We start from the raw sequence: 7,686 nt of genomic DNA, 5'->3' as shown, positions 1-7,686 counted from the left end.
AAAATTCATCGTTTGGATGTTTTCGGTACGAATAACGGATCTGGAGTCCGCAAGGCAACCCAAAAGGCCAAGAATTTCAGAAATAACGTCCGCTGGGTCCGGGAAGACCTCTGTATCGCGTTCTGTGTGTGGGAAACGTAAGTAAAACGGCAACAGCGGCAGTCGAGGACATTGTTTATCTCCTTTTAGGGCGCGGGCGCCAGTAGATTTATTTCAAAGGCCAAATGTTAGCACCTACAGGAATTTTATTTACGCGGAGGATCCATCGTTTGGATGTTTTTGGTAGGAATAACGGATCTGGAGTCCGCAAGGCATACCAAAAAGCCAAGAATTTCAGAAATAACGTCCGCTGGGTCCGGGAAGACCTCTGTCTATTGTATCTTTTGCGGCTGATATTTCGTTAAGCTTGCTTGTTCGGCTTCAGTAAGGTGGTCGGACACCTTGCTGATTGAATTATCTTTTAATGAAAACCGGTAAAGAATCGCTGGATTCTCAGCGTCATCCGGCATACTTAAGAAGTCGAACCCTTGCCCGTCTTTATGCCAAGCTACTGAGGTAATCAGCCTGTAGTCATTTTTAGAAAGTTCCGAATAACGGTTATCCTCGGTATTGTACAATGCTATGTAACTAGAGCCTATGTCACCAGTGCCAAAGGCTATGGTATTCCCATCGGGGGACCAATTATAACTATCTATTTTTTCACTGGAAATCCCTTTGTTCTGAATATCATTTAGCATTATTTGTTTTCCGCTTAAGAGATTCAAAATTATTAATCTTGAGCCTTCGTGATCCCGCACATGAACAGCTAGTTGATTGTTATTCGATAAGCTCACTGAATGAATGCCTAATGGCTTCTTAGCAAGCTCAATGGTATGATTCCCGTTGCTGCCTGCAACAGTTATAGAACTTATCACTGTATTGGACTCGAAAGCCTGCTCACCCTCTGCCTTAGAAATTGCGGCAGTAAGCACTACCTTCCCTTCTTTCCAAATCACTTTGTTGTCCGTGTTATTTATGGTTGGGTAGCTGGCTGCAGCGTAGTACATCGAAGAGTCGAAAGAATGGTGTGAACTGTTGTTTTCTACTCTTTCATTGACAACAACCTTTTGTGCCATAGAGTTTCCGCTTTCGCTTTGAGATACGTTATTCTGATTAAGCGGTTCGTTGGAATCCGTGTTATTGCTGCACCCCAGTATAGATGTTATAACCAACAAAACCATCAAAAAATTAGCGATTTTTTTCATGTTCCGCTTCCTCACCTTTCAGGCTCGCAGCAAACTGCGCGCATTGGGTAATATCCTTATCCATGTTGTTAGACGCATTTCATTCCAAAAAGTATCATTGCATCTGGGAAATTTACACAGCGCGGTTTTGCTTATACAAAAAAGGGACTCCAACGCCACGGCGCCGGAATCCCTCATACGTTCTGTAGAATGTTCTGTTATCAGACCTATCCGTTTTTCTATTGTTCCTCGCTTACGCCTTATATGGAACTTTCCGTTCCGCTGCTCGTCCCGTTACTGGAGCTGCCGGTGTTTCCGGTACTACTGGTGTTTCCCGCGCTGCTCGTGCTGCCTAAGCCGCCCGTTCCGCTATCCGTACCGCCATTGCCGCTTCCAGTGCTGCCGCTACTGCCGCTTCCAGTACCACTGGTGCTGCTACCGCTGCTCCCTGTGCTTCCCGCACCCCCCGCACTGCCGGTGTCGCCAGTCCCGCCCTGCATGCCGCGCTGCGGACGTCCGCCGCCCATGCCGCCCATGCCGCGTCCCGTATTGGCGGTAGTCACCCCGGACTCGTTCACCCAGGTTACGGTACTCTCAAGCTTAAATGTGACCACCTCGCTTCCGCCGTTATAGGCGCCGCCGGTATATCGTCCGTCCACCGCGGTCCCTGTCGAAGTTCCGCCTGTCGACAGCGTATACGTTGTGCCTACTTTCAGCTTGGAGGAGCTGATGACGAGGCTGCGGAAATCTTTAGCCGGTGCAAAAGTCGCGACCGTGTTGCCTGCGGTGTCCTGCAGATGGACCAGTGTACCGGCCTTTTGCGAGTCCGTAAAGGTCATGCTTACCGCTGGTTGTCCGGACTCATCGGAAGGCGCTTGGGCCATGCCTGCGCTGCCCGCTACAATCAGATCTCCGCCGGTGACCTCAAAGGTGCCGTCGTAATCCAACGCCCCGTTGCCGTCGTTTGTCGGACCGTTCACTACAACTGTACCGCCGCTCATGGTCATCGAACCGTTGGAATCCAGTCCGTCTCCAGCCGCATTCACGTAGAGGTAACCGCCGCTAAGAGTCAGGAGATGGCTGCCGGTGCTGCTGAATTCATCCTGTCTGGCTGTCCCTGCCGCAGCATTCGCATCATTACCACCGGCCACATTCACGCCGTCATCCGATGCGGTCACATGCGTCTCGCCGCCGGATATCACGATATTTCCGCCCTCAATGCCTTCATAACTCTTTGTAATGTTGATCTTACCGCCGGAGATCGCCGTTACATTGTCAGCGTGCACGCCGTCGTCGCCTGCCGCAATCTCCAGTTCTCCGCCGGTGACCGAAACACTGCTGTTGCTGTGCAGCGCATCGTCTTTGGAATCAATAGTGTAACCTCCGCCGTTCAGGACCAGATCCCCGCCAGCCTTCAGGCCTTTTGCGCTGGCCGATTCACTCTCTGCTGCCGTGGAACCGGTGGACCCGGTGCCGTCTGCCTGTCGGGTTGTCTCCGCGCCAGATGCTGCCGAGGCCGTACCCTCTGTTCCGTTACTTGCCGCCGGGGCTGCCGAAGCCGCTCCGTTATTCGCTGCCGAGTCCGCTGTCTGCGGAGCAGCGGGCGCCGTACCGGACTGCGAGCCTACAGGCGGTTCAGGAGGAACTGTCCCATCCCCTGGGACGGTGCCGTCAGGAGGAAGCTGCCCGTCTCGGCCGCCGAACATTCCGCCGCCCCTGCCGCCAAAGTCATTTTCCGCCTTCACCTCGGCATTTACACTGCCGCCGCCGGTCAAAATCTTGTAAGTGCCGTTATCGGCGACAAGCCGGGTTTCGGCCTGAATGCCGTCATTGCCTGCCTCAATATCGAATGTGCCCGCCGAGATGGCGATAAACCCTGTATCCGCTTCCTCGCTATTCGTCGATTTGATGCCGTCGCCTTCGGCGCGGATTGTGAAGCTTCCATCCTTAATGGCGACCAAGTCTTTCCCTACGATACCATCGTCTGCGGCCTGGACCTCAATAACACCTGAGACGATTTTTACGTCATCCTTGCCGGTAATACCGTCTTTGTAATTAGCTTCAACCGACAGGGAGCCGGTTCCGTTGATCGTCAGATCGGCTTTACTGAAAATCGCCGCGCTTGGCTCATCGGTCGTTTCATCCTCAAACACATAGGTTTTTCCGTCCGATACACTGTTGTTTGTGCCGCCCTGCAGCGTCATAATGACTTTGCCCGCTTCCTTGATATAGACCGGCGCGCTGCTGCTGTTATGCAGATCCACGCCGTTCAGCACCAGATGCACATTGCTGTCGTCCTGAACGTCAACAACAACCTGTCCCTCGCTTAATGTGCCGGTTAGCACATACGTGCCCCCCGCTGTAATCTTCACTACGCCATTGGAGGATACCGCTCCTGCACCGCTCACCGCAACCGTCGTTCCGCTGAAAGCGATGGAAGTAGAGCTATCGGCGCTCCACTGCGCGGAGGTGTCGTCCTCGTCAAAGGTAACGAGGTCCGCGGTATTGACGTTAACCGGCTGAACCGCAGCCGCCGTACCGCTGGCCGCAGCCGCAGCCGTCACCGCAGCCGCCTCCGCTTTCACTGAAGTGGAGGCCGTATTCGCCGCTCCGCAAGCTGTCATTGCCGCAGCCAAAAGCATCACCAATCCCGCTTTACCGCCTATCATCCATTTATTCATATCCTTCATCCCTTCTTAATCTTAGTATTCCGTAAGTGTCGGACTCATCGTCAGCGACAAATCCAGGTTGCCATTCCGGGTACGGATGGCGTCCAGAAATGCCTTTTGGCTTGTATTTTCGTTAAGCGTAACGGTGTACACCAACTCGTAGAGACTTCCTAGCTCAGTAGTACGGACCTTTTTCAGTTCATAGCCGACACTAAATTTAGCAAACACTTCGGCAAAAGCCTCCTCATACCCCAGGTTCTCGGGAATCGTAACCTTCAGCGTCTTTTCCTGTGTCTTTTTCAGGCCAAAGCCTGTGCGGTTCAAAACGACCATAATGATGCACAAAATAACGGTAAACAGTGCCGCGTATCCAAAAGCGCCTACGCCGCAGGCCAGCCCGGACGCCATGGTGAACAGGACAAACGTGATATCCTTCGGATCGCCGGGCGCGCTGCGGAAACGGATAATCGAAAATGCCCCGGCCAGACTGAACGCTCTGGCCACATTGCTGCCGATCAGCAGAATGATGATGGCCACAATAACCGGCAGCAGCACCATCGTAAGCGTGAAGCTTTGCGAATAACCCGGACTTGTCTTCATATAGGTGAAGCTGATCAGCGCGCCAAGCACCAGCGACATCAGAATCGTCAGCACCGCGCTCCCGAACGACAGGGTGGAATCAGCCGAAGCTGTGGAAAAAATAGAATCAAGCATACCGCACACTCTCACTTTCTAATCTGCTGTTTTGAATCGTTTTTTTGTATTCATTGCCGTATTTGGAGAACCCGGTACGGTACATCCGGTGCTCGGAGAGCATTTTGGACAACCAGACCGGAATGGTCTTCTCCGCCTTCACTTCCATCAGCCATTGGCCGGGCGCCAGCAGCGGTTCGCCATGGGTGCCGCGTTCCAGCTTGAGATCATACCGCCGGCTCCGGATGTTCGTGTCGAAGGTAATGCGAAGGTCGCGGCTTTGTTTGCAAAACAGCGCCTTGCGGTCATAGGACAGATAAACCTTGGGTTCCAGCTCATAGCAGGTCAGGAAGTATTTGATTTCCTCGATCACCTGCTTGTTCATGTAGTCCTTGTACTCCGGAGCTTGGCCGGTCCGGACAAAATCGTAGGCCTCCTGCAGCAGCAGCGAAGTTCTGCGTTTATTGACCAGCCCGCATACTTTTTTCTTAATTTCGAGGTACACCTTCGTGTCCCGTTCCGGTACGCCGTACGCCCGGAGGCGTAGTTTCTCCTTATACTTCGGTTTCGAAAGACTATTGCGGATCAAGGAGTTGGAGGGTGTGTCATAATACAGGTTAGTAATGGAGTAAAATTCGTGCTGCTTGTTGTAGTCATCCGGCTCCATATAATCCAGCAGCTCTGCATACAGTCTGCGGTAGGCTGCATCATCGAACACGTATTTGTTTTCATACCGGTTGAATACCTCAATCGCCATGGAATTCATTCCTTTCTTCGTTCAATTTGTCGCTGTGCTCTCTTGCTCATGTCCGTATCTTAGCGCCCCAACCTTTAGCGAAACTTAAATGATTTTACATAGGGTTAACATTTCTGCACGGGATGGCGATGGGGGAGATTGGCCGGGTACGGGCATTAGATGAAAGAACGCGATTGAATCGGCAAGAGAAGCGCATAAAAAGCAGGCTGACGCCCAAAAAATCAGCGTAAATCTAAATCTGCGCTCCCTGTGCGAATCTCGAATTCATTAAGGCTCATTAAAGGTAACCTTGCTATAATGGCATCAGCCTTAGAAGTTCACCAAAGAGCAGAGGATGACAAACGATGAGAATATTGATTGTGGAGGACGAGGTGCATCTGGCCGAAGCCGTGACGCAAATATTGAAAAAACACAACTATTCCGTGGACGCGGTCCACGACGGCAGTGCGGGGCTGGATTATGCGCTTAGCGGAATCTACGATCTGCTGCTGCTGGATATTATGATGCCGGAGATGGACGGGATCAGCGTGCTGCGCAAGCTGCGCAGTCAGGGAGTGGCGACACCCGTTATTTTTTTGACCGCCAAAGGGGAAATTACGGATATGGTAACCGGTCTGGATTATGGGGCCGATGATTATATCGCCAAGCCGTTTTCGACGGAAGAGCTGCTGGCCCGGATGCGGGCGGTGCTGCGCCGCAGAGGAGAGGTGCTGCCGGATGACGCGCTTAAGTACGGGGATTTGGAGCTGAATACAACCAACTTGCGACTGACGGTAGGCGGTAAAGAAATGAAGTTGAATCTGAAGGAAAGCGAACTACTGGAGCTGCTCATGACACGGAAGCAGGCGGCAACCTCCAAAGAACAGATTATTGAGAAGCTGTGGGGATTTGATTCCGAGGCGGAGCATAACAATGTGGAAGTCTATATCTCGTTTCTTCGTAAAAAATTGACCTTTCTCGGTTCCGCCGTACGCATCAGCACCATCCGAAACGTCGGCTACGTGCTGGAGGGAGGCTCCTGATGTTCAAGAAGCTCAGAAACCGGTTCCTGATCGTCAATCTGGTCACCATTTCGGTTATTATGCTCGTCGCTTTTGCAGCTCTCTACATCATCACCTATCGGGGGGTGCAGACCGATATTAATATGGATCTGCGGCGGGCCGTCGGCACCTACCAAAAGCCCGGCGGGATCGGAGACGGGATGGGAGGCGGCCTTGGAGGCGTGGCCGATCGCCAGCGCGATGGGACAGGCGGAGGCGTAAAGTTTATGCCGGATGGCGGAGGGATGGAGGGCGATGGCGCTCCGCCAGACCGCTCGGTCTCTTTTATGATCCGCACAGATGCGCAGTGGAACCGTACGGGGGATCCTGTCTCCCGGTTCACCATGGACGAGACATTCTACGACCAAGCGCTGCAGGAAGCCGTCTCCCAGGCCAAAAACACGGGGACCTTCACCCTGGACGGCAGTCATTGGATATACGAAGTACAGCCGGCTGCGGACGGGTATATGCTGGTCTTTTTGGATATCACCGCCCGCCAGGATATTCTCACCAACATGATTTACACCTTCACCGTTGTGGGGAGTGTTATGCTGCTGATTTTGTATTTTGCGAGCCGCTATTTTGCCAACCGGTCGATCCGGCCGGTTCAGGAAGCTTTTGATAAACAGAAGCAGTTTATTGCCGACGCATCCCATGAGCTAAAAACCCCGCTTGCGGTGATCCAGACCAACACGGACGTGCTGCTCGCGAACCCGGACGATACCATCCGGCAGCAGTCGAAGTGGCTGCATTACATCCGTTCGGAAACAGAGCGTATGTCCAAACTGACAAGCGACCTGCTTTACCTGACCGAGATGGAAGAGTCCCGCACGGGGATGCTGCATGCCGCGTTTGACCTCAGCGAGACGGTGGAAAACCTGATTTTGACGATGGAAGCCGTGATCTTCGAAAAAAGTATTGCGCTCGAATATAACATTGAACCGCATCTGAGCATCCAGGGAAACAGCGTGCAGATTCAGCAGGTCGTCATGATCCTGCTCGATAATGCCGTGAAATACTCGGGTCCCGGCGGCAAGGTCCGCCTTACGCTGAACAAGCAGCATAACGAGGTTGTGCTGGCGGTAACCAATACCGGGGAAGGCATTGCGCCGGAGCATCTGTCCCGGATTTTCGACCGTTTTTACCGGACCGACACCTCCAGGTCGCGCAAGCAGGGCGGGCACGGGCTTGGACTGGCGATTGCGAAGTCGATCGTCGAACAGCATAAAGGCAAAATTTACGCCAAAAGCGTATACGGCGAGTCGGCAACCTTTTATGTGCATTTGTCCTAGTGGGCGGAAGCA

Annotated in this window: 6 protein-coding genes; 2 read left to right on the top strand and 4 right to left on the bottom strand. The window is 52.8% G+C overall.

The features are described 5' to 3' along the window. Positions 1–371: 371 nt before the first annotated feature. The 4 genes from ACE6ED_RS07755 to ACE6ED_RS07740 form a co-directional block, all read right to left on the bottom strand. The gene (locus ACE6ED_RS07755) at positions 372–1,244 is read right to left on the bottom strand and encodes a hypothetical protein (RefSeq protein WP_410826524.1); all 873 of its coding nucleotides are present in this window, start codon (positions 1,242–1,244) and stop codon (positions 372–374) included. A gap of 239 nt (positions 1,245–1,483) precedes the next feature. After that, positions 1,484–3,904, bottom strand: coding sequence for a carbohydrate-binding domain-containing protein (locus ACE6ED_RS07750; protein WP_410826523.1), 2,421 nt, complete (start codon positions 3,902–3,904; stop codon positions 1,484–1,486). Positions 3,905–3,925: 21 nt separating this feature from the next. Then, entirely contained in the window at positions 3,926–4,606 is a 681-nt protein-coding gene (locus ACE6ED_RS07745; RefSeq protein WP_410826522.1) for a DUF4956 domain-containing protein, read from the bottom strand. Continuing rightward, positions 4,599–5,342 carry a polyphosphate polymerase domain-containing protein gene (locus tag ACE6ED_RS07740; protein WP_410826521.1) on the bottom strand — a complete coding sequence of 248 codons (744 nt, stop codon included), beginning with the start codon at positions 5,340–5,342 and terminating at the stop codon, positions 4,599–4,601. The genes ACE6ED_RS07745 and ACE6ED_RS07740 overlap by 8 nt, the downstream gene beginning before the upstream one ends. A 344-nt stretch (positions 5,343–5,686) precedes the next feature. On the opposite strand from ACE6ED_RS07740, the gene ACE6ED_RS07735 reads away from it, so the two are divergent. Beyond that, positions 5,687–6,364 carry a response regulator transcription factor gene (locus tag ACE6ED_RS07735; RefSeq protein WP_410826520.1) on the top strand — a complete coding sequence of 226 codons (678 nt, stop codon included), beginning with the start codon at positions 5,687–5,689 and terminating at the stop codon, positions 6,362–6,364. After that, the gene (locus tag ACE6ED_RS07730) at positions 6,364–7,674 is read left to right on the top strand and encodes a sensor histidine kinase (protein WP_410826519.1); all 1,311 of its coding nucleotides are present in this window, start codon (positions 6,364–6,366) and stop codon (positions 7,672–7,674) included. The genes ACE6ED_RS07735 and ACE6ED_RS07730 overlap by 1 nt, the downstream gene beginning before the upstream one ends. Positions 7,675–7,686 lie beyond the last annotated feature (12 nt).

It is taken from the genome of Paenibacillus nanchangensis, assembly GCF_046543445.1.
Taxonomy (GTDB): Bacteria; Bacillota; Bacilli; order Paenibacillales; family Paenibacillaceae; genus Paenibacillus_AQ; species Paenibacillus_AQ nanchangensis.
The sequence above is the reverse complement of the archived record's forward strand: the minus strand, read 5'-3'. Positions and strand labels throughout refer to the sequence as shown.